Source organism: Allobrachymonas sp. (assembly GCF_041912815.1).
Lineage (GTDB): Bacteria > Pseudomonadota > Gammaproteobacteria > Burkholderiales > Burkholderiaceae_C > Brachymonas.
Map to the genome: position 1 here is coordinate 84,257 of NZ_JAYRLV010000004.1, position 23,113 is coordinate 107,369.

The 23,113-nt window shown below is 63.8% G+C and carries 22 protein-coding genes and 1 riboswitch; of the genes, 17 read left to right on the top strand and 5 right to left on the bottom strand.

Annotated features, from left to right (window positions below):
• Positions 1 to 25: 25 nt before the first annotated feature.
• A complete protein-coding gene (locus ACE3P9_RS05215) occupies positions 26 to 3,067 on the bottom strand; it encodes an Rne/Rng family ribonuclease (RefSeq protein ID WP_374492229.1) in 3,042 nt (1,013 codons plus the stop codon).
• Between the two features lie 695 nt (positions 3,068 to 3,762).
• On the opposite strand from ACE3P9_RS05215, the gene ACE3P9_RS05220 reads away from it, so the two are divergent.
• The 15 genes from ACE3P9_RS05220 (at position 3,763) to ACE3P9_RS05290 (ending at position 17,179) form a co-directional block, all read left to right on the top strand.
• Entirely contained in the window at positions 3,763 to 4,779 is a 1,017-nt protein-coding gene (locus ACE3P9_RS05220) for an RluA family pseudouridine synthase (RefSeq protein ID WP_374492230.1), read from the top strand.
• 194 nt (positions 4,780 to 4,973) lie between these two features.
• Positions 4,974 to 5,669, top strand: a complete 696-nt coding sequence (locus ACE3P9_RS05225) for an HAD family hydrolase (protein ID WP_374492231.1) — start codon at positions 4,974 to 4,976, stop codon at positions 5,667 to 5,669.
• A 39-nt stretch (positions 5,670 to 5,708) separates the two neighbouring features.
• Positions 5,709 to 6,089, top strand: coding sequence for a Rieske (2Fe-2S) protein (locus ACE3P9_RS05230; RefSeq protein WP_374492232.1), 381 nt, complete (start codon positions 5,709 to 5,711; stop codon positions 6,087 to 6,089).
• Between the two features lie 69 nt (positions 6,090 to 6,158).
• The gene (locus ACE3P9_RS05235; protein WP_374492233.1) at positions 6,159 to 7,130 is read left to right on the top strand and encodes a S49 family peptidase; all 972 of its coding nucleotides are present in this window, start codon (positions 6,159 to 6,161) and stop codon (positions 7,128 to 7,130) included.
• A gap of 50 nt (positions 7,131 to 7,180) precedes the next feature.
• Positions 7,181 to 7,429: a TIGR04438 family Trp-rich protein gene (locus tag ACE3P9_RS05240; RefSeq protein WP_374492234.1), complete on the top strand. Its 249-nt coding sequence runs from the start codon at positions 7,181 to 7,183 to the stop codon at positions 7,427 to 7,429.
• Positions 7,430 to 7,585: 156 nt separating this feature from the next.
• Positions 7,586 to 8,440, top strand: coding sequence for a prolipoprotein diacylglyceryl transferase (gene lgt, locus ACE3P9_RS05245; RefSeq protein WP_374492235.1), 855 nt, complete (start codon positions 7,586 to 7,588; stop codon positions 8,438 to 8,440).
• A complete protein-coding gene (locus ACE3P9_RS05250) occupies positions 8,437 to 9,237 on the top strand; it encodes an enoyl-CoA hydratase/isomerase family protein (RefSeq protein ID WP_374492236.1) in 801 nt (266 codons plus the stop codon). The genes lgt and ACE3P9_RS05250 overlap by 4 nt, the downstream gene beginning before the upstream one ends.
• Positions 9,238 to 9,431: 194 nt before the next feature.
• Complete coding sequence (locus ACE3P9_RS05255; protein WP_374492237.1) at positions 9,432 to 11,720, top strand: heavy metal translocating P-type ATPase; 2,289 nt, start codon at positions 9,432 to 9,434, stop codon at positions 11,718 to 11,720.
• Positions 11,721 to 11,769: 49 nt separating this feature from the next.
• Positions 11,770 to 11,907 carry a cbb3-type cytochrome oxidase assembly protein CcoS gene (ccoS, locus tag ACE3P9_RS05260; protein WP_374492238.1) on the top strand — a complete coding sequence of 46 codons (138 nt, stop codon included), beginning with the start codon at positions 11,770 to 11,772 and terminating at the stop codon, positions 11,905 to 11,907.
• A gap of 67 nt (positions 11,908 to 11,974) precedes the next feature.
• Positions 11,975 to 13,414, top strand: coding sequence for a cytochrome-c oxidase, cbb3-type subunit I (ccoN, locus tag ACE3P9_RS05265; RefSeq protein ID WP_374492239.1), 1,440 nt, complete (start codon positions 11,975 to 11,977; stop codon positions 13,412 to 13,414).
• A gap of 13 nt (positions 13,415 to 13,427) precedes the next feature.
• Complete coding sequence (gene ccoO / locus ACE3P9_RS05270; protein ID WP_374492241.1) at positions 13,428 to 14,108, top strand: cytochrome-c oxidase, cbb3-type subunit II; 681 nt, start codon at positions 13,428 to 13,430, stop codon at positions 14,106 to 14,108.
• A 27-nt stretch (positions 14,109 to 14,135) separates the two neighbouring features.
• Positions 14,136 to 14,312: a cbb3-type cytochrome oxidase subunit 3 gene (locus ACE3P9_RS05275; RefSeq protein ID WP_374492242.1), complete on the top strand. Its 177-nt coding sequence runs from the start codon at positions 14,136 to 14,138 to the stop codon at positions 14,310 to 14,312.
• Positions 14,309 to 15,217: a cytochrome-c oxidase, cbb3-type subunit III gene (gene ccoP, locus ACE3P9_RS05280; RefSeq protein ID WP_374492243.1), complete on the top strand. Its 909-nt coding sequence runs from the start codon at positions 14,309 to 14,311 to the stop codon at positions 15,215 to 15,217. The genes ACE3P9_RS05275 and ccoP overlap by 4 nt, the downstream gene beginning before the upstream one ends.
• A gap of 145 nt (positions 15,218 to 15,362) precedes the next feature.
• Positions 15,363 to 16,826 (top strand): cytochrome c oxidase accessory protein CcoG, encoded by a 1,464-nt coding sequence (ccoG, locus tag ACE3P9_RS05285; protein WP_374492244.1) that lies wholly within the window; start codon positions 15,363 to 15,365, stop codon positions 16,824 to 16,826.
• A gap of 65 nt (positions 16,827 to 16,891) precedes the next feature.
• Positions 16,892 to 17,179 (top strand): nitrogen fixation protein FixH, encoded by a 288-nt coding sequence (locus tag ACE3P9_RS05290; RefSeq protein WP_374492245.1) that lies wholly within the window; start codon positions 16,892 to 16,894, stop codon positions 17,177 to 17,179.
• A gap of 136 nt (positions 17,180 to 17,315) precedes the next feature.
• Here the strand turns inward: ACE3P9_RS05290 and fnr are convergent, their stop codons facing one another.
• Positions 17,316 to 18,053 carry a fumarate/nitrate reduction transcriptional regulator Fnr gene (fnr, locus tag ACE3P9_RS05295; RefSeq protein ID WP_374492247.1) on the bottom strand — a complete coding sequence of 246 codons (738 nt, stop codon included), beginning with the start codon at positions 18,051 to 18,053 and terminating at the stop codon, positions 17,316 to 17,318.
• 333 nt (positions 18,054 to 18,386) lie between these two features.
• Here fnr and hemN point away from each other — a divergent pair, with 333 nt between their 5' ends.
• Both hemN and ACE3P9_RS05305 read left to right on the top strand, forming a co-directional pair.
• Positions 18,387 to 19,784: an oxygen-independent coproporphyrinogen III oxidase gene (hemN, locus tag ACE3P9_RS05300; protein WP_374492248.1), complete on the top strand. Its 1,398-nt coding sequence runs from the start codon at positions 18,387 to 18,389 to the stop codon at positions 19,782 to 19,784.
• Between the two features lie 10 nt (positions 19,785 to 19,794).
• Complete coding sequence (locus ACE3P9_RS05305; RefSeq protein WP_374492322.1) at positions 19,795 to 20,493, top strand: sulfite exporter TauE/SafE family protein; 699 nt, start codon at positions 19,795 to 19,797, stop codon at positions 20,491 to 20,493.
• 99 nt (positions 20,494 to 20,592) lie between these two features.
• Here ACE3P9_RS05305 and ACE3P9_RS05310 read toward each other — a convergent pair whose 3' ends face one another.
• The 3 genes from ACE3P9_RS05310 to ACE3P9_RS05320 all read right to left on the bottom strand — a co-directional run bounded on the left by ACE3P9_RS05310 (position 20,593) and on the right by ACE3P9_RS05320 (position 22,497).
• A complete protein-coding gene (locus tag ACE3P9_RS05310; RefSeq protein ID WP_374492249.1) occupies positions 20,593 to 21,423 on the bottom strand; it encodes a sulfite exporter TauE/SafE family protein in 831 nt (276 codons plus the stop codon).
• A 332-nt stretch (positions 21,424 to 21,755) separates the two neighbouring features.
• Positions 21,756 to 22,166, bottom strand: coding sequence for a cell division protein ZapA (locus ACE3P9_RS05315; protein WP_374492250.1), 411 nt, complete (start codon positions 22,164 to 22,166; stop codon positions 21,756 to 21,758).
• Positions 22,153 to 22,497, bottom strand: a complete 345-nt coding sequence (locus tag ACE3P9_RS05320) for a cell division protein ZapB (RefSeq protein ID WP_374492251.1) — start codon at positions 22,495 to 22,497, stop codon at positions 22,153 to 22,155. Before ACE3P9_RS05320 ends, ACE3P9_RS05315 begins: the two co-directional genes overlap by 14 nt.
• A gap of 245 nt (positions 22,498 to 22,742) precedes the next feature.
• Positions 22,743 to 23,001: riboswitch (cobalamin riboswitch) on the top strand.
• Positions 23,002 to 23,113: the final 112 nt, after the last annotated feature.

The following is a 23,113-nucleotide window of genomic DNA, read 5'->3' on the forward strand; positions in this document are numbered from 1 at the left end:
GCGCGCCCCGTTGAGGGCGAGGGGGTCAGCCCTGTGCGGCCGCAGCACCCGAGGCACCGCCCACCACCTCAAAGGGCAACGGCATCGCCATCAGGTCCTTGCGGGTCTCGACCAGCACCAGCGGGCCTTCATCGGCCTCCACCATCGGAGGGCGTTCGCGCGGAATATGCACCGGGAGCGGTTCGGCAGCAATGGCGGCATGCACCACCGCCACCTTTTCGGGATCGGAATTGATCCACTGCAGGCCAGCCTCTTCGGCGATGCGATGCAGACGCTCTTCGGGCAGGCTGTAGGCCCGCACCGCTGGCAACCCAGAGGCAACTTCCGGTGCCAGGGGCACGTCTGTCACCACGGGAGCCGTTTCTGCAGGCGCCGCCGTGGCAGGAGCAGGCTGCGCAGCCGGTGCAGGCGGTACTTCGGGCGCAGCATGCATCACGGGAGCCGGTGCCGGAACCTCCGACGTGGCGGCTGCGACCTCGCTGGGGGCAGACGATTCCACCGGAGCGTCCGTCTCGGGAGCAGGCAGGGCACCCGCCACGGGGTCGAGCGTCAGACTGGGCACCGGCGTGTTGGCCTGGGCCGAAAAGTAGCTGCGGGGAGCTTCTTCTCCTGGGGCTTCCGTGCCAGCCGATGCGGAAGCCGACTCGCTGGCCTCATCCTGCGGCGCGCGTTCGGCGCGATCTCCCCGATTGCCCCGACGGTCGCGACCATAGCGGTCACGCGAGCGGCGTTCACGGCGTTCACGGCCTTCCGTGGGCTGTCCTCCCGTTTCGGGTGTGGCAGGAGCGCCCGTGTCGACCGGAGTCGTCGCGGCGGCATCCTGGGCCATCACGGGCAGGTTCGGCTGCGCATCGGCCTGCGGAGCGAATTCTCCACCGGGCTGACGATTGCCATTGCCGCTGCGGCGGTCATTGCGCTCCCCGCGTTCGGGGCGGTCGGCGCGTTCAGAACGCTCACTCCGCTCGCCGCGCGGAGCACGGGATCCGTTGCCGTTCTGTTCGCCGGCAGGGGTGCGTTCGCGGCGCGGACGTGCCGCACGGTCGCTGCGTCCCTCGAACTCAGAGGCAGCAGTGCCACGGTCTCCCGTGCGCAGCTCTTCGCTCGATGCGGAAGCACCGGTTTCCTGGCTGCGAGCGCGGCGTGCGCCTTCGACAGAGCGTTCGCCACGGTCGCTGCCATTGCCGCGCGGGCCACGGTTGCCATTGCCACGGCGATTGCCGCTGTTGCCTGTGCGACGGCTGTCCTCGCGGGCACCGGCAGCCGGGGTGGATGGGGGCGTCACCGGGGCGATGGCGACCGGGGCAGCCGATGGAGCCAGACCCAGCCACTGCTTGATGCGCAGCCACAGAGCTGCCAGGCCGGACGGGGCCGGAACCGGAGCAGGGGCCATGACAGGCGCGGGAGTCGCGGCTGCTGCGGGCACAGGGGCGGCCGGTTCGGGTTTCGGAGGAGCCACGGGAGCAGGGCCGTCCGGCAGCACGCCCTTGATCACGGGCGTCTGGCGGTTGGTGGGTTCCTGGCTGCGGCGCGTGACTGCCGTGGGATCCTCGATCTCCTCGGCGAGCTTGTAGCTGACCTCCAGGCTGTCGAGGCGGGGATCGTCGTGCTTGAGCCGTTCGAGCTTGTAGTGGGGGGTGTCCAGGCCCTTGTTGGGCACGAGCAGGACATGCACCCGCTGCTTGAGCTCGATCTTGGCGATCTCGGAGCGTTTTTCGTTGAGCAGGAAGGAGGCCACTTCCACCGGCACCTGCGCGTGCACGGCAGCGGTGCTGTCCTTCATGGCCTCTTCCTGGATGATGCGCAGGATCTGCAGCGCGCTCGACTCGGTGTCGCGGATGTGGCCGGAGCCGCCGCAGCGCGGGCAGGGGATGGATGCGCCTTCGGAGAGGGCCGGGCGCAGGCGCTGGCGGCTCATCTCCATGAGGCCGAACTTGCTGATGGTGCCGAACTGCACGCGGGCACGGTCCTGACGCAGCGCGTCGCGCAGGCGGTTCTCGACCTCACGGCGGTTCTTCTGCTCGTCCATGTCGATGAAGTCGATCACGATCAGGCCACCCAGGTCGCGCAGGCGCATCTGGCGGGCCACTTCATCGGCTGCTTCGAGGTTGGTGCGCGTGGCGGTTTCCTCGATGTCGGCGCCCTTGATGGCGCGGGCGGAGTTGACATCGATCGAAACCAGGGCCTCGGTATGGTCGATCACGATCGACCCTCCGCTCGGCAGGGTGACGATGCGGGCATAGGCCGACTCGATCTGGTGCTCGATCTGGAAGCGCGAGAACAGCGGAGCGTCGTCGCTGTAGCGCTTGACCTTGGCGGCATGCTCCGGCATCACGTGGTTCATGAACTGGAGCGCCTGCTCGTAGATGTCATCCGTGTCGATCAGAATGTCGCCGATCTCGGGGCTGAAGTAGTCGCGCAGGGCACGCACCACCAGGTTGGACTCCTGGTAGATCAGGAAGGCGCCCTTGGCAGACTGGGCCGCTCCCACGATGGCTTCCCACAGCTTGAGCAGGTAGTTCAGGTCCCATTGCAGCTCGGGAGCGGTGCGCCCGATGCCGGCCGTGCGCGCAATGATGCTCATGCCCTTGGGGTATTCGAGCTGGTCCATGGCCTCCTTGAGCTCGGCCCGGTCCTCACCCTCGATGCGGCGCGACACGCCGCCTCCGCGCGGGTTGTTGGGCATCAGCACCACATAGCGGCCGGCCAGGCTGATGAAGGTCGTCAGCGCAGCGCCCTTGTTGCCACGCTCTTCCTTCTCGACCTGCACGAGCAGTTCCTGCCCCTCGCGGATCACGTCCTGGATGCGCGCCTGGCTGACCGGCACGCCCTCGGCAAAGTACTGGCGGGAGATTTCCTTGAACGGCAGGAAGCCGTGGCGTTCCTCTCCATAGTCGACGAAGCAGGCCTCCAGGCTGGGCTCGACGCGCGTCACCACCGCCTTGTAGATGTTGCCCTTGCGCTGTTCGCGCCCTTCGATCTCGATTTCGTAGTCGAGCAGTTTCTGTCCGTCGACGATGGCCAGGCGGCGTTCTTCAGCCTGGGTGCCATTGATCAGCATCCGTTTCATGATGCGTTTCCTTTCCTGGGCATGGAAGCCCGATGCAATTCATCACAGGCGCCAACCGTGGCCGGTGCATGGGGTCTACAAGGCCCCGGAGCGCGGTTGGCGCGGCATGGTCATGCCGGGAAGACGCCGGAAACGAAGGGAATGGTCCGCCACGGACCGGTTGCCCGCGCATCGGCCACTGGGGGCGAGCGGGGGGCAGGGTGGCGGTTGGATCAGTGCTGCAGGCGCAGGAAACGTCCACCCGGGAGGGGGAGCGTCTCCGGTGCGCGCCATCCGCTGCCATCCACTGCCTGCCGGGCACCGAGTGGCCGTGACAAGGAGGGAAAGGCGTGGAAGTGCGCGGGATTTCTCGTCCTGGCCAGGCGCACGCGAGCAGATGCCCGCCGGACAGGGCGGGGCTGCAGCAGGTGCGAGGCGAGGGTCATGAGAAGCAGCAGCATGGTGCCTGCAGTGATCCGCCTGTCCGGCACGGCATGCGTGGTCTGACAGGCTGGGGGTATTCCGTATCGGGGTTTCTGGGGCGTCTGCCTCTGCTGGCGACATCGGAAAGGCCACCGTGCATCTCTTGCGTCATCGGCGGGCCTGCCCGTCAAAGACCAGCGGCATAGGCTCGTTACTGTGAGGCCAGCTCGGCAAAACTCCAGCTTGTGGCTTAAACTTATTGAAATCAAGCACTTGCAAGTACTGGCCAGACAGTGAAAAACATTATAGGGGCGAATGCCCGCCATTTGTCCACAGCCGCGCCCGTGGCTGCCAAATTTCTGACCGTGGATGGGGAGTCCGACGGGCAGCGCCTGGACAACTTTCTCATGCGGCATCTCAAGGGGGTTCCCAAGACCCATGTCTACCGCATCATCCGCAGCGGGGAGGTCCGCATCAACAAGGGGCGTGTGTCGGCCGACAGCCGTGTCCGAGCAGGGGACGTGGTGCGGGTGCCGCCGCTGCGCCTGCCCCAGCGACCGGCTGCCGACACGATGCCCGATGCGCCAGCGCGGGAGTTCCCCACCCTGATCGACGACGAAGCCCTTCTGGCGGTCAACAAGCCGGCCGGAGTGGCCGTGCATGGAGGAAGCGGCGTGAGCTTCGGCGTGATCGAGCAGCTGCGGCGTGCACGGCCGCAGGCCCGCTTCCTGGAGCTGGTGCATCGCCTGGACCGGGAAACCAGCGGCATCCTGCTGGTGGCCAAGAAGCGCTCGGCGCTCACGGCCCTGCAGGACCAGTTCCGGCACAGGGAAACCGGCAAGACCTATCTGGCACTGGTGCTCGGAGCCTGGCCCGACAGCCGCAAGGTCATCGATACGCCTTTGCGCAAGTTTCTGCTGCCGGCAGCAGGAGGACAGGACGGCGAGCGGCGGGTGTGCACGACGCGGCGCGATGACCCGGAGGGCATGAAGGCCGTGAGCCTGGTGCGCGTGGCACGCCGCATTCCCCATCCTCTCGGGGAGATGACTCTGCTGGAGGTCACGATCAAGACAGGGCGCACCCATCAGATCCGGGTGCATCTGGCGTCCGAGGGGCATCCCATTGCGGGCGACGAGAAGTACGGTGATTTCGAGCGCAACAAGGCACTCCAGAAGGCGGGCCTGCGCCGCATGTTTCTCCATGCCTGGCGGCTGCGTTTCACCCATCCGGTGACAGGAGAATCCGTATCGCTGGAGCAGCCTCCCGAGGAGGCGCTGCAGCGCTTTCTGGAGTCTTCTCGCGCGTCATGACCTCATGAATGAGATGGGGTCTGAAGGGGTGCAGGAGATTCCTGCACAATGGCCTCGGGGCGCTTCCGGAGTCGGAGCTTGCGCCGGGGGTATCTTCCTTCCCGCACAATTCAGGTACCCCAAAAAGCGCGGGGGTCTTCAGAGGATTTCTTCCATTCCCGGTTCATCCGGTTCCGTTTTTCAGCCTGCTGTCCATGTTCACTCTTCCTGATTCCATCCGGCTCATTGCATTCGACTGGGATGGCACCCTGTTCGATTCCACGGCGCTCATTGCGCTGTGCCTGCAGGAGGCCGTGGTGGATGTGAGGGGAGCGCGTCCCAGCGATGATCGGGCGCGGCACGTGATCGGTCTGGGGCTGCAGGAAGCGCTCCAGCAGGCAGCTCCCGACGTGCCCCCCGAGCGCTATCGCGTGCTCACCGAGCGCTATCGGTACCACTACGCCCGTCATATGGACGACATTCTGCTGTTCAAGGGAGTGCCCGAGCTGCTGCATGACCTGCACCGGGCGGGCTACCTGCTGGCGGTTGCCACCGGCAAGAGTCGCCGGGGGCTCGACGAAGCCCTGCGGGCCGTGCAGCTGCAGCACCTTTTCGATGCCATCCGCACTGCCGATGAAACCGCCAGCAAACCCGATCCCCTGATGCTGTTCGAGCTGATGGAGGAGCTGGATGTTTCTGCCGCACAGACCCTGATGGTGGGGGATACCAGCCACGATCTGCTCATGGCACGCCAGGCTGGTTGCCCGGGCGTGGCGGTCACCTATGGCGCGCATGATTCCGTCAGCCTGGCGCAGCTTGATCCGCTGTTTACCGCCGGCAGCGTGCCCGAGCTGCGGCGCTGGCTGCTGCCGGGTGCGATTCCCGCCGACCGCTCCCATGCCGGTCTGTGATGCTGTCTTCCGTTTCTCTGTGCCCTGCGCCTTCCGTTCATGACTGACTCTGTCCACTTTTCCCGCATCCTGCTCTGTTCTTCCGACGCCATCGAGGAAGGAGGTGAGGTCATGCCTTTCGATGTCGTGCACGATGGCGAGGAGTGCCGTGCATTCGCCGCACGTTTTGAGGGCAGGGTGTCCGCCTTTCTCAACCGATGCACCCATGTCGCCATGGAGCTGGACTTCCAGCCCAACCGCATCTTCGACGACAGCGGGCAGTGGCTGCTGTGTGCCAGCCATGGGGCGGTCTACCATCCGGAATCCGGGGAGTGCATGGGAGGCCCCTGCCACGGAGGACTGGTCCGGCTGCAGGTGGAAGAGGAGGACGGCCAGGTGTACTGGATTCCCGACGCCCACACCCAGCCGTCTGCCGACTGATCCCTTCGCCATCGCACTTCTCTACAATGACGGCTCCCGTCCTCTTTCCTTCCTCCTGGTCCTGACACCATGCCGAGTCCTTCCGACGACCCTTTGTCGTCCTCCAGTACCCCTGCCGAATGGGAGCGTCTCATGCTCGAAAAGGTGGCGCTGGCCTCCATTCGGGAGCAGCGCGCGGCGCGGCAGTGGAAGACCTTCGTGCGCATGGCCTGGCTCGCCTTTTTTGCCGTGCTGGCCTGGGTGCTGCTCCAGCGCTCTACCACGGATGCCCGTACCCTCACGGCTCCCCATACGGCACTGGTCGAAATCCGGGGCGAAATCGCCGATGGCACCGATGCCAGCGCCAGCAACATCCTGGCTGCAGCCAAGGCAGCCTTCGAGGATGGGGGCTCCACGGCCGTCATCCTGCTCATCAACTCGGGCGGCGGCAGCCCTGTGCAGGCCGGCATCATCAACGACGAGCTCGTCCGCATGAAGACCCGCTACAAGAAGCCCCTGTATGCCGTGGTCACCGACACCTGCGCTTCCGGCGCCTATTACATCGCCGTGGCTGCCGACCAGATCTACGTGGACAAGGCCAGCCTCATCGGCAGCGTGGGGGTGCTCATGGATGGGTTCGGCTTCACGGGCACCATGCAGAAGCTGGGTGTGGAGCGCCGGCTCATCACGGCGGGCGAGAACAAGGGCTTCCTTGATCCCTTCAGTCCGCTCAATCCTGGGCAGAAGGCCCATGCGCAGGCCATGCTCGGACAGATCCATCAGCAGTTCATCGGCGTCGTGCGCAAGGGGCGTGGTGCGCGCCTCAAGGAAACCCCCGGCATCTTCAGCGGGCTCGTCTGGACGGGCGAGCAGGCTGTCAGCATGGGGCTGGCCGACAAGTTCGGCAATGCCGACTCCGTGGCCCGTGACGTCGTCAAGCAGGAACGCATCGTCGACTACACCCGGCGCGACAACGTGGCCGAAAAACTGGCCAAGAAATTCGGAGCCGCAGTGGGCGCCGGCGCCATGCATGCCATGCAGGAATCCATGACGCTGCGCTGAGCGCACAGCAGGATCTGCCGTCGCGAGTATTTTTTCCAAGGATACGCAACATGTATTTTCTCGGACTCGGTCTGTTGCTGGTGGTGCTCAAGCTGCTGGAGTTCGGCGCAGTGGCCGAATGGAGCTGGTGGATCGTGCTGACGCCCTTCGCCCTGGCTGCCGCATGGTGGCAGTGGGCAGACTGGAGCGGCTACACCAAGCGCAAGGAAATGGAAAAAATGGACGACATCAAGCGCAAGCGCCTTCTGGCGCAGCGCGATGCCCTCAAGCGCCAGCCCGGCAATGAGCGCCGTCGCTGACGCTCGGGCGTGGCGGTGAGCGGCCGGGCTCTCCGCCATCGCCCGGTCTGCCTGCCACGCAGCAGAAGCATTCCATCCGGCCCCCTCTGTGCAAGGGGGGCTTGTCGTTCAGCGAAGGGCGCTGGCACTGCTGGTGCCGCTGTTACCATATGCGCCATGCTGATGTATCCCCATATCGATCCCGTGGCCGTGCACCTCGGTCCCCTGGCCGTGCACTGGTATGGCCTGACCTATCTGGCCGCCTTTGCCATGTTTCTGCTGCTCGGCACCCTGCGGCTGCGGCAGCCGCCGTTTGCCGGAATCCAGGGAGCCGGGGCCTGGACCCGCCGGGATGTGGAAGACATCCTCTTTCTCGGGGTCATGGGCGTGATTCTCGGGGGGCGGATCGGGTACTGCCTGTTCTACAAGCCCGGCTTCTACATCAGCCATCCGCTTGACATCTTCAAGGTCTGGCAGGGCGGCATGAGTTTCCACGGAGGGCTGTTGGGCGTCATCCTGGCCTTCAGCTGGTTCGCATGGTCGCGCCACAAACCGTGGCTTCAGGTGGCTGACTTCGTGGCCCCCTGCGTGCCGCCGGGACTGGCTGCCGGCCGCATCGGCAACTTCATCAACGGAGAGCTCTGGGGACGCTTCGCCGATCCCTCCCTGCCGTGGGCCATGGTCTTTCCGCAAAGCGGCAGTCTCATGCCGCGCCATCCCTCCCAGATCTACCAGTTCCTCATGGAGGGCGTCCTGCTCTTCATCCTTCTCTGGGTGTATGCGCGCAGACAGCACAAGCCCGGGCAGGTCGCTGCCATGTTCCTGCTGGGATATGGCGCGTTCCGCTTCATCGCCGAGTACTTCCGGGAACCGGACGATTTTCTCGGGCTGCTCGACTTCGGTCTGAGCATGGGGCAATGGCTGTGCATTCCGATGATCCTGGGGGGCATTGCCCTGTGGGTCTGGTCGGACCGGCACTTCGCCTCGGCTGCCCCTGCCGCCACGCCTCCGAATTCCGGAACCATCTCATGACTGCATCCATTTCCTGTCACTATGCCGGCACGTCCGGCGCCCGCCATGCCATTGTCCAGATTCGCCATGACGGCAAGCTCAATGCCATGTCGCGCGCCATGTGGCGCGAACTGCGCACCGTCTTCCTGCAGCTGCAGCAGGAAACCACTGTGCCGGATCCGCTGCGCTGCGTGATGGTGCAGGGCGTCGACGGGCATTTCTGTGCGGGCGGTGACATTTCCGAATACCAGTCCTTCCGGTTCGACCCCGACAGCCTGCGTCTGTTCCACGAAGAGGAGGTCTGGGGCGGGCTTTCGGCCATGCTGGCCTGCGATGCCCCGCTGATCGCTGCCATCGACGGCAACTGCATGGGCGCTGGGGTCGAGATATCGAGCTGCTGCGATATCCGCATCGCCACGGTCTCCAGTCGCTACGGAGCGCCCATCGCCAAGCTCGGCTTCCCCATGGCACCCCAGGAGGCGGTGCTGGTGGCTGGCACGCTGGGAGCCACCCTGGCGCGCTCCATGCTGCTCGAAGCCGGCATCTATCCGGCCGATGTCCTGCTCCAGCGCGGATTTCTTACCCGTACCGTGCCCGATGCCGCAGCATTGGAAAGCGAAGTGTCCCGCACCGTGGAACGCATCCTGCGTCTGTCCCCCTCCGCCGCACGCCTGCACAAGCAGATGATGCGGGAGTGGTCGGCCGTGCATCAGCCTGTGCTGGAGCGGCAGAGCGCCACAGCCTTCGACTACGCGGATCACCCCGAACACCGCGAGGGCATTCAGGCCTTTCTCGACAAGAGACCGGCACGATTCTGACGCTCCCTGCAGCGCAAGGGCAGCTCCCTGCCCCTGACCGCACAGGCGACAGGAGGGTGCAGGGTGCATGCAGAGGAGGCAATGTGTAAAAAAATGCCCTTGCCTCGGCGGCTTCCTTACAATCCGGCACACATACAGGAGTCCCTTCCCGGTTGCCGGTTGCAGGGGACATCGCAGTTCCAGGTTCCTTTTTCATGTCCACAGCCGCCACGTTTCCTGCCTCCGGCGCCATCGAGTTGCTGGATGACCCCGATGAATGGGAGGGGTTCAGCCATCGCCATGCCCTGCAGGAAGGCGTCTGGGAGTCGAACGTTGCCATCGAGGGCATGTACTGTGCTGCCTGTGCCCTCACCATCGAGGACGCCCTCAAGGGCGTTCCCGGAGTGCGCGATGCCCAGGTGAGCCCCGGCAGCCACCGGGCCCGCGTGGTGTGGCAGCCCGACATGGTGCGGCCGTCCCAGTGGATGCATGCGGTCGAGGTGGCCGGCTACCGCGCCGTGCCTGCAAGCAATGCATCGGCCATCGAGCGCCGCAAGAAGGAAGGGCGTGAGATCATCTGGCAGCTGACCGTAGCCGGCATCGCCATGATGCAGGTCATGATGTATGCGTTGCCCGAATACGTTTCGCACCACATCCGGCCCGACCTTCAGCATCTGCTGCGCTGGGGCTCATGGCTCATCGCGGTGCCCGTCATGCTGTTCTCGTGCCGGCCTTTCCTGCAGCGTGCCTGGCAGGACGTGCGGCATCGTCGCGTCAGCATGGACCTTCCGGTGGCCATCGGCATGGTGGTCACCTTCGTCGTGAGCACGCTGGGGACCTTTCAGCCCCAGGGCCTGTTCGGCAGGGAAGTCTATTTCGACTCCCTGACCATGTTCGTCTTCTTCCTCCTCACCGGACGGTGGCTGGAGGTGCGCCTGCGCGATCGCACGGCAGGCGCCCTCGAAGCCCTGATGAATCGCCTGCCCGACAGTGTGGAGCGGCTCAACCGCAAGACCCATGTCTTCGAACGGGTCACCCTGCGCAAGCTCAAGCCGGGGGACACCGTGCGCGTTCTGCCCGGCGAATCGTTCCCGGGCGACGGAGTGGTGCTGGAGGGGCGCACCATGGTGGATGAAGCCCTGCTCACGGGGGAATCGCGCCCCCTGTCACGGGACGTGGGTGCCGCAGTCATTGCGGGCAGCCACAACATCCAGTCCCCGGTCCAGGTGCGCATCGACAAGCTGGGGGGAGCCACGCGCTACGCCGCCATCGTGTCCATGATGGAACAGGCGTCCGTCGAAAAACCCCGGCTCGCCGCACTGGCTGACCGCTTTGCCAAGCCCTTCCTGCTCGTCGTGCTGCTGGCTGCGGCTGCGGCGTGCCTGTACTGGTGGCGCCTGAGCCCCGAACGCGCCGTCATGGTGGCCGTGTCGGTGCTCATCGTCACCTGCCCGTGTGCCCTGTCGCTGGCGACCCCCGCCGCCATGCTGGCAGCCGCTGGTGGACTGGCACGTCGCGGGGTACTCGTGCGCCACCTGCAGGCCCTTCAGACCCTTTCCGAGGTCGATACCGTCGTCTTCGACAAGACCGGTACGCTGACTTCCGATGCCATCTCCCTCGAACGCATTCTGCTGCGGCCCGGAGCGGACCGCCGGCAGGTCCTGGAACAGGCCGCGGCACTGGCACGCCATTCACTGCACCCCGTTTCCCGGGCACTCGTCGAAGCGGCGGGGCTTGAGGGCATGGCCCTGCTGCACCAGCCCTGGCTTGCGCGGGACGTGCGCGAACAGCCCGGAGGAGGGGTGGAAGGACAGGTCGTTGACGAGCACGGCACATCGGCCCAGGTCATGCGGCTGGGGTCGGACCGTTTCTGTCAGGTGGCCCCGCAGACCATCGAGGAGCTGCCGCCGGAAAGCCTGCACGCCAACCTCAGCGACGAGAACGGCTGGCTGGCCACCTTTGTACTCAAGGAAGAATTGCGCGCCGATGCGGAGGAAACCGTCCGTCGGCTGCAGGCACTCGGGGTGCGTGTGCAGGTGCTTTCGGGCGATCGACCCCAGGCGGTGCGGCGTGTGGCCGATCTGCTTGGCATCGAGCATGCGCAGGGAGGCTGCTCCGCATCGGATAAACTCGCCTGCCTGCGCGCAGAACAGGTGCAGGGGCACCATGTGGCCATGGTGGGAGACGGCATCAACGATGGGCCGGTGCTTGCCGGAGCCCATGTGTCCTTTGCACTGGGCAAGGCAGTTCCGCTGGCCCAGGCACAGTCCGACTTCGTGGTGCTGGGCAACAGCCTCATGGCCGTGTTCGGCTCCATCCGGCTCGCGCGCGCCACCATGCGTGTCGTGCGCGAGAACCTGGTCTGGGCAGCAGGGTACAACCTGATCTGCATTCCCCTGGCCGCCATGGGCATGGTGCCCGCCTGGCTGGCCGGACTGGGCATGGCCAGCAGTTCGCTGCTGGTGGTGCTCAATGCCCTGCGCCTCGTGCGCAGAACCGAGTGAACGGCCAGCGGCCTCCGGCAAGGGCTGCCCTTAATGGAAAGGAGCATGCATGGAAATTCTCTATCTGTTGATTCCCCTGTCGGTGGTGTTGGTCCTCGCCGTGCTTGCCGGGCTGTGGTGGGCCATCCACACCGGGCAGTTCGAGGATATCGAGGCCGAAGGGCAGCGAATCTTCAAACAGGATTGATGTGTATCAAGTTGTGATTTGCGTTTAACATTACGCTGATCGGGGTCTTTTTGAAAAAGAGGTGAAAATGAGTTTTCCAAACGCTCAGGCAACCACGTACAACGATAGGGTTGTACGTCAGTTTGCCATCATGACCGTCGTCTGGGGTGTGGTCGGGATGCTGGTCGGCGTGTTCATCGCCGCCGAGCTCACCTGGCCTGAGCTCAACTTCGGTATTCCGTGGCTGTCCTACGGCCGTCTGCGTCCCCTGCACACCAATGCCGTGATCTTCGCCTTTGGCGGATGCGGCCTGATCGGGACGTCCTACTACGTCGTTCAGCGGACCTGCCAGGTGCGCCTGTTCAGCGACAAGCTGGCTGCCTTCACCTTCTGGGGCTGGCAGGCCATCATCCTGGCCGTTGCCATCACGTATCCCCTGGGCTACACCTTCTCCAAGGAATACGCCGAAATGGAATGGCCGATCAAGCTGGCCATTGCCGTGGTGTGGGTGGTCTATGCCATCGTGTTCTTCGGTACCGTCGGAACCCGCAAGGTGCGTCACATCTATGTGGCCAACTGGTTCTATGGTGCCTTCATCATCACCATTGCCCTGCTGCACATCGTCAACAGCGCCTTCATTCCCGCCGGCTTCCTCAAGTCCTATTCCGCCTATGCAGGCGTGCAGGATGCCATGGTGCAGTGGTGGTACGGGCACAATGCCGTGGGCTTCTTCCTGACCGCAGGCTTCCTGGGCATGATGTACTACTTCGTGCCGAAGCAGGCTGGCCGTCCGGTGTATTCCTATCGCCTGTCGATCGTCCACTTCTGGGCCCTGATCTTCACCTACATGTGGGCCGGTCCTCACCACCTGCACTACACGGCCCTGCCGGACTGGACGCAATCCGTCGGCATGATCTTCTCCCTCATCCTGCTGGCTCCGAGCTGGGGCGGCATGATCAACGGCATCATGACCCTGTCCGGTGCATGGCACAAGCTGCGTGACGACCCCATCCTGCGCTTCCTGATCGTGTCCCTGTCCTTCTACGGCATGTCCACCTTCGAAGGCCCGATGATGTCCATCAAGACCGTCAACGCCCTGTCCCACTACACCGACTGGACCGTGGGCCACGTGCACTCCGGCGCCCTGGGCTGGGTGGGTCTGGTGACCATGGGCTCCATGTACCACCTGATTCCCAAGCTCTTCGGCAAGAAGGAAATGTACAGCGTCAAGGCCATCGAAGTGCACTTCTGGGTCGCCACCATCGGCATCGTGCTGTACATCGCTGCCATGTGGATTGCCGGTGTGATGCAGGGCCTGATGTGGCGTGCCATCAACCCCGACGGTACCCTGACCTACACCTTCGTGGAAAGCGTCAAGGCCACCTTCCCCTTCTACGTGATCCGTCTGACCGGTGGTGTCCTGTACCTGGGCGGCATGATCGTCATGCTCTGGAACACGCTGATGACTGCCTCCAAGGGCCGTTCCGTGACCATCCAGATTCCCGCCGTTGCCCCTGCACACGCCTAAGGAGTTGAACAACATGGCAAATCAACCTGCTGCGGGTGGTATCACCCACGAGAAAGTCGAGACCAGCAACTTCCTCATGATCGTGCTGACCCTGCTGGTGGTGGCAATCGGTGGACTGGTGGAAATCGTTCCCCTGTTCTTCCAGAAGTCGACCACCCAGCCGATCGAGGGGCTCAAGCCCTACACGGCGCTCCAGCTTGCTGGCCGTGACATCTATCAGCGCGAAGGCTGCTACAACTGCCACTCGCAGATGATCCGTCCGTTCCGTGCCGAGACGCTGCGCTATGGTCACTATTCCGTGGCTGGCGAGTCTGTCTACGATCACCCCTTCCAGTGGGGTTCCAAGCGGACCGGTCCCGATCTGGCCCGTGTGGGTGGACGCTACAGCGATGACTGGCACTCCCAGCATCTGCACAATCCTCGCGATGTGGTGCCCGAGTCCAACATGCCGGCCTATCCCTGGCTGGAAAAGAACACGGTCGACGACACCACCATTGCTGACCACATGCGTGCACTGCGTCGGGTAGGGGTTCCCTATACCGATGCCGATATTGCCGGAGCAGCTGCCGCTGTGAAGGGCAAGACCGAGCAGCAGGCCGTGATTGCCTACCTGCAGTCTCTGGGCACCGCCTTCGCTGCTGCCAGCGAGGGCAAGACAGCCGCTCCGGCTGCCGGCGCCTCCGCTCCGCAATAAAACCGCATTCCCAGGAGGAACCTTCTCATGGATATCAACGATTGGCGCAGTTTGGCCACGGTGGCGAGTTTTGTCATGTTCATCGTGATCATGCGCTGGGCCTATTCCCATCGCAACCGGCATCACTTCGATGAAGCGGCACAGCTCCCGTTCATGCACGAAGACCATCCTCCTGTGGCGCAAAAATCCGAGGAAACAAAATGAGTGACTTCATCAACTCTTTCTGGTCCGTGTACGTGATGGCGATCGTGGCGTTCGGCATCCTGTTCTGCGTGGCCATTCTGCTGATCGGTGCCACGGCGCGCGCGCACACGGCCGCCGACAACACCACCGGCCATGTATGGGATGGCGATCTGCGCGAAATCAACAACCCGCTGCCCAAGTGGTGGGTGGGTCTGTTCTGGATCACCATCTTCTTTGCCATCACCTATCTGGTGCTCTATCCGGGCTTCGGCACGTTCAAGGGCATTCTGGGCTGGACTTCCCATGGGCAGTACAACACCGAAATGGCCAAGGGTGATGCGCAGGTGGCACCTCTGTTCGCCAAGTACGCCAACATGCCCGTCGAGGAGATCGCCAAGGATCCCAAGGCAGTGGGCATGGGACAGCGTCTGTTCCTGAACAACTGTGCGCAGTGCCATGGTTCCAATGCCAAGGGCGGCAACGGCTTCCCGGATCTGTCCGACAATGACTGGCTGTGGGGCGGCAAGCCCGACACCATCATCCAGACGATCACCAACGGACGTCATGGCCAGATGCCTCCCATGATCGGAGCCATCGGTGGCAAGCCGGATGATGCCAAGGCAGTGGCCAACTACGTGCTGAGCCTGTCCGGTCAGCCGCACGATGCAGCTCTGGCTGCGGTGGGCAAGCCCAAGTTCGCGGCCTGCGCAGCCTGCCACGGTGCAGATGGCAAGGGCAACCAGGCCCTGGGCGCACCCAACCTCACGGACAACGTGTGGCTGATGGGCGTGCCGAGCGAGGAAGGCATCGTCAAGCAGATCACCAACGGCAAGGTCAACATCATGCCGGCCTGGGGCAAGCGCTTCTCGCCCGAGCAGATCCGCCTGCTGGCATCGTATGTCTGGAGCCTTTCCAACAACAAGTGATCTTCTGCGCCCTCGTGGCGCTCCAAGCTGATCTTCTTACCGCCATGAACTTGATGCAAGTCATGGCGGTTTTTCTTTTGTGAAACAATAGACGCTATCATATTCATGCAAGTGAAAGTCTGATTTGTAATAAAAGGTCACGCGTATGTCTCAAGAAACGCCCGAACACGACTCGGGCTCGCATTCCGAGCCCAAAGCGACTCCCAAGAAGGTCATTCCGATCGATGCAGCGCCCGCGACAACGTCGCTGTTCGCTGCGGCCAAGACCATCCATCCCCGCACGGTTTCCGGCATCTTCCAGACCTGGCGCTGGATCTTCGTCGGACTGACGCAGCTGGTGTTCTACGGACTGCCCTGGCTGGAATGGAGTGGCCGACAGGCGATACTCTTCGATCTGGAGGCACGCAAGTTCTATATCTTCGGATTGGTCCTGTATCCGCAGGATTTCATCTACCTCACCGGCATTCTGGTGATTTCGGCCCTGTCGCTGTTCCTCTTCACCGCCGTGGCGGGGCGTCTGTGGTGCGGGTATTCCTGTCCGCAGACCGTCTACACCGAGATCTTCCTCTGGGTGGAAGCCAAGATGGAAGGGGATCGCAGCGCGCGCATCCGCCTCGACAAGAGCCCCTGGAATCTCGAAAAAATCTGGCGGCGCGGCGGCAAGCATGTGATCTGGCTGCTCATCGCCCTGTGGACGGGGTTGACGCTCGTGGGGTATTTTTCGCCCATCCGTGATCTGGTGAGCAACTTTGCACAGTGGCATCTGGGCAACTGGGAGACCTTCTGGATCTTCTTCTATGGCTTTGCCACCTACGGCAACGCTGGCTACATGCGCGAGCAGGTGTGCAAGTACATGTGCCCGTATGCCCGCTTCCAGAGCGCGATGTTCGATGCCGACACGCTGATCGTGACCTACGACGACAAGCGCGGCGAGCCGCGCGGTCCGCGCTCCAAGAAGGTGGATCGTTCCGAAGTGGCGCTGGGCGACTGCATCGACTGCACCATGTGCGTGCAGGTCTGCCCGACTGGCATCGACATTCGCAATGGGCTGCAGTACGAATGCATCGGCTGTGGTGCCTGCGTGGATGCCTGCGATGAGGTCATGGACAAGATGAACTACCCGCACGGGCTCATCAAGTACTCGACAGAAAACGCCATGAAGAATGGCTGGACCAAGAGCGACATCATCCACCGCGTCATGCGGCCCCGGATTCTGGTGTACACCGGCATCCTGATGCTGATCGCCACGGCGCTCGTCGTGAGCCTCTCGATGCGTTCGCCCATGAAGGTCGACATCATTCGCGACCGGGGAGTCATGTCCCGTATCGTGGCTGGCAACAAGATCGAGAACACCTATCTGGTGCGCATCATGAACACGACCGAGAATGCGCAGACCTACAACATCTCTGTCGAGGGAGTGACGGGGGCGGAAGTGGTCGAGGGCTCGACCGTGACCATCGGTCCCGCTCAGGTGGAGCAGAAGGCCGTGAGCGTGCGGGTGCCCTACGGTACGCTGGAACCAGGATCGCATGCGATCAACTTCCAGATCGAGCAGGCTGGCACCGATGTCTCGGTGACCGAAAAGGGCGCTTTCTCTGTACCCAAGTAAGTTCGTGCGATATAGTGAGAGCCCTGCGGTTCGAGGGCTCTCGCCTTCGCAAAGGAGTTGTACGCATGGAAGCAAATACCACACTGCCGGGCCTGTCCAAGGCACATCCCGAGGACGGGCGTCCCTGGTGGAAATACCCCGTGGTCTGGATGGTCGTGGGGGGGCCGCTGTCGGTGGTACTGGCCTGTCTCGTGACCTGGTATTTCATCATGCAGGCCCCCGAGCAGGTTCTGACGCGATCGGAAGACGAGCCCAACACCGATCAGATGGTACGTGCAAAGGGGGTGAACTATGCTCCTGCCGAAAAGGCGCGCAACCATGCAGCCACTGGGGTTCCGGTGGATGACCACTGACGGGGCAGGGGTTTCCCTGTCTGCACCATGACAGCAGCCGGCCTTGAGCCGGCTGTCCTGTTTCTGGAGCAGGGATCTGCCAGGGGATCGGAGTGGCGAGAGTGTGCAGGCGCCGTCTGGTGCAGGGACGTTGCGCTCAGTCTTCTGTGTGCGTGTGCTGGTTGACCAGACGCTGCAGGGCCTCGATGTCGAGAATGCGGACGTGGCGCTGCCTGACCTCGACGATGCCTTCCTCTGCAAAGCGGGAGAACATGCGGCTCACGGTTTCGAGCTTGAGTCCCAGGTAGCTTCCGATCTCCTCGCGCGTCATGCGCAGGATGATCTCGGACTGGGAGAACCCCCGTGCATGCATGCGCTGCACCAGGTTGAGCAGGAAGGCTGCCAGACGTTCCTCGGCCCGCATGCTGCCGAGCAGCAGCATCACGCCATGGTCGCGCACGATTTCGCGGCTCATGATCTTGTGGAGATGGCTCTGCAGGGCCGGGACCTGGCGGGCCAGGGCTTCAAACCGCTCGAATGGCATGACACACACTTCGGCGTCTTCGAGGGCTATGGCATTGCAGGTATGGGCATCCTGCACGATGCCATCAAGGCCGATGATCTCGCCGGCCATCTGGAAGCCAGTGACCTGGTCGCGTCCATCCTGGGTGGTGATGGTCGTCTTGAACACGCCCGTGCGCACGGCAAAGAGGGCAGCAAAGGTTTCTCCGGCATTGAAGAGTGCCTGCCCCCGCTTGATCTTGCGCCGTGTGGCTACCACGTCGTCGATGTACTCCAGCTCGGAGGGCGTCAGTCCCATGGGCATGCACAGTTCACGCAGATTGCAGTTCGAGCAGGCTACCTTGTAGCCTTGGGCCAGCGAATGGGTGGGCATGGTGGAAAAGCGAGGGACAGAAGAAAGAACACTGCCCCGATGGGGATTGGGTTGCACACAGGTGAGAACCATTATCGCATGGGGCAACTTGCCGTTGATGCAAGTCAATGTGGTCCTGCGGGAGGATGGGCACATTAGAGAGATGAAAAGTCCTGCAGCCGAAAGGGGATGTATGTCCCTGAGGCCATGTCCATTTCTGCGGCCTGGAGCGGCAGGAGAAAGGGGCATGCACGCAGCAGAGGCCGGAATCCGCAGGGCATGGCCATGCGCCGTCATGGTCGCATGGGAGAGAACTGCCGGGAGCCGGGTCGACGATCTTACAATGCACGGAACATGAGCAGTCAGGCACTTTCCCACATCACCCCCGAATTGCTGGCACGGTATGACATTGCCGGTCCACGCTACACCTCCTACCCCACGGCCGACCGTTTTGTCGAAGCCTTTGGCGAGAACGACTATGTGGCAGCGCTCGAGCAGCGCAGCAATGGCCGTGCGGGGCAGGTGCTCCCGCTGTCGCTGTACGTGCATGTGCCGTTCTGTGAGTCGCTGTGTTACTACTGCGCCTGCAACAAGATCATCACCAAGCACCATGAGCGGGGTGCCGAGTATCTGCGCTATCTGCAGCGCGAGATCGATCTGCATGTGGGGCGGCTGGGACGCGGACAGACGGTGTCGCAGCTGCACTTTGGAGGCGGCACGCCCACTTTCCTGAACGACGCCGAGCTCACGGAGCTCATGGGCATGATCCGGGGCGCATTCACACTGGTGCCGGGCGGGGAGTATTCGATCGAGGTGGATCCTCGCACGGTCGACGAAACGCGCCTGCGCACGCTGGCTCGGCTCGGTTTCAACCGACTGAGCTTCGGGGTACAGGACTTCGACCCCGAGGTGCAGAAGGCGGTGCACCGCATTCAGCCGGCATCGCAGGTGTTCGCGCTCGTCGAGGCTGCCCGCCAGATCGGGTTTGAATCGGTGAACGTGGATTTGATCTATGGCTTGCCGCAGCAGACGGCAGCATCCTTTGCGCGCACGCTGGAGCAGGTGTGCACGCTGCGGCCCGACCGCATCGCACTCTATGCCTACGCGCATCTGCCGGAGCGCTTCAAGCCCCAGCGGCGCATCGACGCCTATACGCTGCCCAGTGGCGGCGAGAAGATCCAGATGCTGTCGCAGTCGCTGCAGGCCTTCAGCCAGGCGGGCTATGTGTATGTGGGCATGGATCACTTTGCCCTGCCGGATGACGCGCTTGCAGTGTCCAAGCGTCAGGGCAGCCTGCATCGCAATTTCCAGGGCTACAGCACGCAGCCTGACTGCGACCTCATCGGGCTGGGGGTGTCGGCCATCGGGCGCATCGGTTCGACCTACAGCCAGAATGCCAAGACACTGGAGGAGTACTACGACTGTCTGGATCGTGGGCATTTCCCCGTGGTGCGCGGGCTGGCGCTGACGCGCGACGACCTGATCCGCCGCACGGTGATCATGGCCATCATGTGTCAGGGAGAGGTGGAGTACGAAACCATCAATCTCGCATACATGATCGATTTCCGTCAGTATTTCGCCCGCGAGCTGGAAGATCTGAAACGGCTGCAGGGAGAAGGGATGGTCGAGGTGGATGCACAGCGTCTGCAGGTGACGGATCAGGGCTGGTATTTCGTTCGCGGGGTGGCCATGGTGTTCGACAAGTACCTGCAGGCCAATCTGTCGCGCACGCGGTTTTCCAAGATCATCTGACGGCGTGTCGATGCAGCTCTCGCTTGCCGCCACGGCATTTCTGATGGGGCTGGCCGGAGGGCCCCACTGCATTGCCATGTGCGGTGCGGCCTGCGCCGGGATCGGTCATGCGGCTGGGCCGGTTCGTGGACGCCAGACGCTGGCCATGGGCCTGTTCCAGGTGGGAAGGGTGATCGGCTATGGCGCGCTGGGCGCAGTCGCGGCCGCCTCGATGCAGGGGCTGGGATGGATGACCGTGCACAGTGCAGCCCTGCGTCCGTTCTGGAGCATGCTGCACGTGGCAGCCCTGCTGCTGGGGCTGGTTCTGCTGGTGCAGGGCAGACAACCGCTGTGGCTGGATCGCTCCGCACGCAGGGTGTGGGAGCGTCTCAAGCGGCTTCAGCAGCGTCGTGGGCTGGCAGGGCCCGTGCTGATCGGCATGATGTGGGCCCTGCTGCCCTGTGGCTTGCTGTATTCGGCGCTCATGGTGGCAGCCCTGACCGGCGAGGTCTGGCAGGGGGCTGCCGTGATGGTGCTGTTTGTGCTGGGAACCAGCGTGTCGCTGATGGCAGGGCCCTGGCTGCTGCTGCGGGTGCCTCACCTTGGTGGCACGCAGGGCCAGTGGGGCATCCGGCTGGCGGGGCTGGCGCTGGCAGTCACTGCGGGGGTCGCGCTGTGGATGGGGCTCATGCATCAGCAGGCCCCGTGGTGTGCCACTCCGGCACTCTAGTGGCGCAAACCGGATCTTCTGCATCGCGCCAGTCCGAGGCTGCGGGCGCGAGGGCATGGAGCGCCTCGGTGTAGAGCGCCACGTGCTGCGGTTCGGACGTCAGATCTGTATCCCGAGCGTGCGCAGCCCTTCGCGGGTCATGCTGGCCGCGAGCACGATGAGCAGGCAGGCAAAGATGCGCTTGAGGGCCTTGACGGGCAGCGCATGGGCCGTGCGTGCCCCCACCGGAGCCATGAGCACGCTGCAGCTGGCGACGGCCAGCACGGCCGGAATCCAGACATAACCCAGCGAGTAGGGGGGGCGCCCGGCCACCTGCCAGCCACTGACGATGTATCCCACCACGTTGAAGACTGCAATGGGAAAGCCGAGTGCAGCGCTGGTGGCTACTGCGTTGTGGATGGGCACGTTGCACCAGGTCATGAACGGCACGCTGATGAAGCCGCCACCAGCCCCGAGCAGGCCGGAGAGAAAACCGATCATGCCGCCCGCAGCAGCCTGGCCTCCGGGGCCAGGCATCTGGCGGGTGGGCTTTGGCTTGCGGTCGAGCAGCATCTGCAGGGCAGCGACGGTGACCAGCACGCCGAACATGAGGGAGAGCCAGGCGCCCTTGAGCAGCGAGAAGATGCCGATGCTGACGATGAGTGCACCGATCATGATGCCGGGCGCGATGCCCTTGACCAGATCCCAGCGCACCATGCCGCGGCGGTGATGGGCGCGCACGCTCGACATCGAGGTGAAGAAGATGGTGGCCATGGACGTGGCGATGGCCATCTTGACGGCCAGACCCTGCTCCACACCGTGGGCGACGATGATCCAGCTGATGAAGGGCACGAGCACCATGCCGCCGCCGATGCCCAGGAGCCCAGCCATGAAGCCTCCCATGAGGCCGAGACCGGCCAGTTCAACGATGGTGAGGGGTTCGAGAATCATGGCAAGAGGCGGCACACCGCCATGGCGCCGCAGAACGATGGGCGTAAAAAAACACCGCGAGCGGTGTGAGGAATGAGGTGTCTGCACGGGAACCGACCGCATCCTGAACCGAGGGTTCAGGGGGGCGAGGGCAGCACTGGCCATGGGTCCATCTACGCGAGATGGTCACGCTGGCCGGGCAATATACCAAGCCCGAGCTCAAAGAGCATTGGTTCAAGGAACTATAAAGCCGGAACCGGTGCAGACGCCCCCATTGTAGGGCAAGGTTGCGGCCTTGGAGACACGCGGAACATGTAATTTGTGTGCCAGCCATCGCTGGGGGCATGCAGGGGTCAGTCGGTGCCGGAGGAAGAAGGCAGTGCCTCGGCGGCGGGCTCTGTGGGAGGGGCGCCGAGCACGGTCTCCATTTCCCCGAGCAGGTGCTGCAGGCGTGGATGCGTGGCTGGGGCCTCGCTGGTGGGGACGCTATCAGAGAGAGTCGTGGACTCTGTTTCTTCGGCACTGGCTGCTGCGGCCTGTGCGGCTTCCCGGGCGGCGAGCTGTTCACGTTCGAGGAGGTCATAGGCGACGTTGAGCGCGGCCAGCACGGCAATGCGGTCACGGGCCCGAATCTTGCCGGCATCGCGGATGCGGCACATGGCGGTATCGACTTTCTGGACGGCTTCGAGCATCAGGCTCTCGGAGCCATCGGGGCAGCCCAGCATGTAGGCCAGTCCCATGATGTGCACTTCAAGCTGTTTCATCGGGGCGTTCCTTGGCGGACTCGGATGGGGCTGCCGAGTCGGTGGGGGAGGGGAGCGGCGCATCCACCGAGTCGGGGGTTCCCCAGGCCGTCGGCGGGAGGACGGGCGCGTGCATGGGGGAGGCATCCACAGGGATGCGGTCGAGGAGGGAGTCGATGCGCGCGCGTGCAGCTGCCAGCCGGGACTTGAGCGAATCGCGTTCCTGTCCAAGTTCGATGACCTGTTGCTGCAGGAGGTCGTGCGCCTGCTGCAGCGCATGATGGCGCGTGAGCAGCTGCTCGACACGGTCGGCAACCTGATCGAGAAGAGGGGATGTGTGCGGAGATGTCATGGCGGCGAAGAGGCAGCCTGCGCATGCCGCCGCAGGCTGAAGGAGAGGGCCTCTGAATGCCTGTCATTGTAGTCCATGCGCCCTGATCCGCAGGGGAGGGAGCAGGGGCCGTGATGGGCAGGCTAGAATGCCGATTTGCTGGTGCCCACAGGAATCTGGAGAGAAATGCATCTCCCCGGGCCGGCGCTCTGCCCGTAGAAGCATGCGCATCGCGCGCGTGGTGTCTGTCGCAGCAGACGATGTCGGCAGGCATTCCGAGAATCGGTCATGCAGACGGGTTCGTGGGTGAAACGGGAAGCAGGAGGAGAACGCCACCGAAGAGCGGGTGTGCGCGTTGTCCCGGCCTGCGCTGCCCCCGCAACGGTAAAACGGTGCGGATCGCATGCCTTCGGGAGCGCGATCTGCAGCCACGGCCACATGCCACTGGGAGAGCGCCCACTCGCCCGGGAAGGTGCCGTCGGCTCGCCGTCAGCCCGGAGACCGGCCAGCATGGGAGGACACCCAAGCCCCGGCAGGGAGGGTGTTCGTGCGCACGCGCCGGCGGGGTGGCTGGTGGCGTGGGAGGCGGCATGCCCATGTGCGATGGGTGTGGCTGCAGGATGGATATGTGCGAATC

Excerpts from the sequence above, each read along its gene's own strand:
- ACE3P9_RS05255 (WP_374492237.1), top strand. The coding sequence starts at position 9,432 with ATGTCCACAGCCGCCACGTTTCCTGCCTCCGGCGCCATCGAGTTGCTG.
- ACE3P9_RS05275 (WP_374492242.1), top strand. The coding sequence starts at position 14,136 with ATGGATATCAACGATTGGCGCAGTTTGGCCACGGTGGCGAGTTTTGTC.
- ACE3P9_RS05315 (WP_374492250.1), bottom strand. The coding sequence starts at position 22,166 with ATGAAACAGCTTGAAGTGCACATCATGGGACTGGCCTACATGCTGGGC.
- ACE3P9_RS05225 (WP_374492231.1), top strand. The coding sequence starts at position 4,974 with ATGTTCACTCTTCCTGATTCCATCCGGCTCATTGCATTCGACTGGGAT.
- ccoO (WP_374492241.1), top strand. The coding sequence starts at position 13,428 with ATGGCAAATCAACCTGCTGCGGGTGGTATCACCCACGAGAAAGTCGAG.
- ACE3P9_RS05290 (WP_374492245.1), top strand. The coding sequence starts at position 16,892 with ATGGAAGCAAATACCACACTGCCGGGCCTGTCCAAGGCACATCCCGAG.
- ccoP (WP_374492243.1), top strand. The coding sequence starts at position 14,309 with ATGAGTGACTTCATCAACTCTTTCTGGTCCGTGTACGTGATGGCGATC.
- fnr (WP_374492247.1), bottom strand. The coding sequence starts at position 18,053 with ATGCCCACCCATTCGCTGGCCCAAGGCTACAAGGTAGCCTGCTCGAAC.
- ACE3P9_RS05230 (WP_374492232.1), top strand. The coding sequence starts at position 5,709 with ATGACTGACTCTGTCCACTTTTCCCGCATCCTGCTCTGTTCTTCCGAC.
- ccoN (WP_374492239.1), top strand. The coding sequence starts at position 11,975 with ATGAGTTTTCCAAACGCTCAGGCAACCACGTACAACGATAGGGTTGTA.
- ACE3P9_RS05235 (WP_374492233.1), top strand. The coding sequence starts at position 6,159 with ATGCCGAGTCCTTCCGACGACCCTTTGTCGTCCTCCAGTACCCCTGCC.
- lgt (WP_374492235.1), top strand. The coding sequence starts at position 7,586 with ATGCTGATGTATCCCCATATCGATCCCGTGGCCGTGCACCTCGGTCCC.
- ccoG (WP_374492244.1), top strand. The coding sequence starts at position 15,363 with ATGTCTCAAGAAACGCCCGAACACGACTCGGGCTCGCATTCCGAGCCC.
- hemN (WP_374492248.1), top strand. The coding sequence starts at position 18,387 with ATGAGCAGTCAGGCACTTTCCCACATCACCCCCGAATTGCTGGCACGG.
- ACE3P9_RS05310 (WP_374492249.1), bottom strand. The coding sequence starts at position 21,423 with ATGATTCTCGAACCCCTCACCATCGTTGAACTGGCCGGTCTCGGCCTC.
- ccoS (WP_374492238.1), top strand. The coding sequence starts at position 11,770 with ATGGAAATTCTCTATCTGTTGATTCCCCTGTCGGTGGTGTTGGTCCTC.
- ACE3P9_RS05320 (WP_374492251.1), bottom strand. The coding sequence starts at position 22,497 with ATGACATCTCCGCACACATCCCCTCTTCTCGATCAGGTTGCCGACCGT.
- ACE3P9_RS05240 (WP_374492234.1), top strand. The coding sequence starts at position 7,181 with ATGTATTTTCTCGGACTCGGTCTGTTGCTGGTGGTGCTCAAGCTGCTG.
- ACE3P9_RS05250 (WP_374492236.1), top strand. The coding sequence starts at position 8,437 with ATGACTGCATCCATTTCCTGTCACTATGCCGGCACGTCCGGCGCCCGC.
- ACE3P9_RS05215 (WP_374492229.1), bottom strand. The coding sequence starts at position 3,067 with ATGAAACGGATGCTGATCAATGGCACCCAGGCTGAAGAACGCCGCCTG.
- ACE3P9_RS05305 (WP_374492322.1), top strand. The coding sequence starts at position 19,795 with ATGCAGCTCTCGCTTGCCGCCACGGCATTTCTGATGGGGCTGGCCGGA.